2 protein-coding genes are annotated in these 1,782 nt (G+C 70.3%); both read right to left on the reverse strand.

Translation table 11 applies throughout. The annotated features are described in order from the left end of the window. Positions 1 to 1,379, reverse strand: a 1,379-nt coding sequence (locus tag WBA11_RS09765) for a metal-dependent hydrolase (protein ID WP_424520510.1), incomplete at its 3' end; no start/stop codon positions are given. Beyond that, positions 1,376 to 1,660 (reverse strand): hypothetical protein, encoded by a 285-nt coding sequence (locus tag WBA11_RS09770; RefSeq protein ID WP_424520511.1) that lies wholly within the window; start codon positions 1,658 to 1,660, stop codon positions 1,376 to 1,378. The genes WBA11_RS09770 and WBA11_RS09765, both read right to left, overlap by 4 nt. Positions 1,661 to 1,782 lie beyond the last annotated feature (122 nt).

A 1,782-nucleotide genomic window follows, 5' to 3' on the forward strand; every position in this document is an offset into this window, starting at 1 on the left:
GCGACGCGGCGCGCTTGGAGGTCAGCGTCGGCGAGCCGTTGGCGGAGTGAGACCGGGTCGTAGGAGGCTGGTGGGGTCTCGGCACGTGCGGCTTGGAGGTCGCCCTGGGCGTCGGCCACGTCGAGGCGTGCGGTGCGCGCGGCAGCGGAGGACAGGACCGCGACGGTGTCGCCGAGCGCGACCATGTCTCCCTCGTCGACGAGCAGGAGCGGGGGCTCGGACGGCTTGTGGGCGAAGGAGACGCGGCGGACCTCGGACCGAGACAGGTCGTCGGGGTCGTAGCGCTCGGCCTGGGCGGGAGGGAGGTAGAGCCGGAGCGTGACCGTGCCGGCCTCGACGACCAGGCCCGTGAGCGCGAGCCGCTCGAGGTCGGCGAGCGTGGCGAACTGGAATGAGAGCCGTCGGTCGGTGCCGCTTACCGTGTTGAACTCGAACTCCGAGGGCGTGACGCCGGCCGGTTCAGTGACCGTCACCTGGCCGTCCAAAAGGTGGCGTGCGGGCCGGGGGCCGTCAGGGCTCGCGAGTGTTGGGACGAGCGACTCGAGGTCGGCGAGCACGCGGCCGGCGAGGTCGATCTGACGGCGCGATACGACGACGGCGTCGCCGCGGTGAGCTAGGACGCGGTCGGGCTGGAAGTCGGCGGAGTAGGCCGGACCCAGGCTGTAGACGCGCTTGCTGTCGGGGTCGCGGACCAGGAGCGTGTTGGTGCCGGTCGTGCCGATGGCCTGGAAGGTGCCTGCGAGACGCCGGAGCTGCTGGGGATCGCTCGCCTCGACGTCGACGGTGACGAGATAGCCGTCGGCGGACCAGTCGAGGAAGTCGCGGACGGCGGCCCCGGCGTCGGCCTGGACGCGGCGGATGAGCCGCTGATAGCCGTCGACCTGGACGACGGCGAAGGGGATCGTGGCGCAGACGAAGGCGATCCCGAAGAATGTGTCGACGCGCGAGCCGGTCTTGGTGCGGTACGACGTCTCGTTCCGGTTGTAGTATGGGAAGACGCCGCGGCGATCGGACCAGGGCCAGAAGACGCGGACGCCCTGGACAGTCCAGGTGTCGAGGAACGTGTGAGAGACGTAGCCGACGACGAGCGCCGCGTAGAGATGGGTCTGACCGGCCCAGACGAGCGGGAGCGACACGGCGGCGACGACGGCCTGGGCGGCGTAGCAGTGCGTGATGGTCCTGTGCCCGAAGCGGCGTTCGATGCGCTTGGCGACGGGCGAAAACACGCGGCCGACTGTGCTTCCCAATGTGTCGATGTCGGGGGCAGCCGCCGCGGCCGACGCCACGACGACGCCGGTGGCGGTCCACGGCAGGTGGAAGAAGGTGGCGGCGACGGTGTAGCCGAGGATGCCGCCGGCGACGTGGGTGCCGAGTCTCACGAGTTCGAGGTTGGCTGCGCCGGCCTATCGGCTCTGGGTTCAGGGTTCGTCGTCCAGGAATCGCGTTTGCATGGGCGGTTGGCCGCGTAGAGGTCGACGTCCTCGAGGTCGATTTGTCGGCCTGGGTTGGAGCGTCGCAAGTGGGCGAGGACGTCGGCGGAGTCCGCTTCGGAGGTGAACGGGAGGGGGAGCCACCGGCAGCCGAAGACGGCCTCGAGGGCGGGATCGCGGACGACGAAGCCGGTCGGCGAGCGCCAGACGATGAGAGGGGAGCGGGCCACCTAGGTGCGGAACATGACGGTGGTCAGCTCCCACGTCTCCGAGGTGCCCGACTCGAGGCGGGCGTAGAGCTCGACGACGTACTCCCCTTGGGGTGCGAACAGGCCGTTGGGTCCGATGCCGC

The organism is Rubrivirga sp., from assembly GCF_049648075.1.
Classification (GTDB): Bacteria; Bacteroidota; Rhodothermia; order Rhodothermales; family Rubricoccaceae; genus Rubrivirga.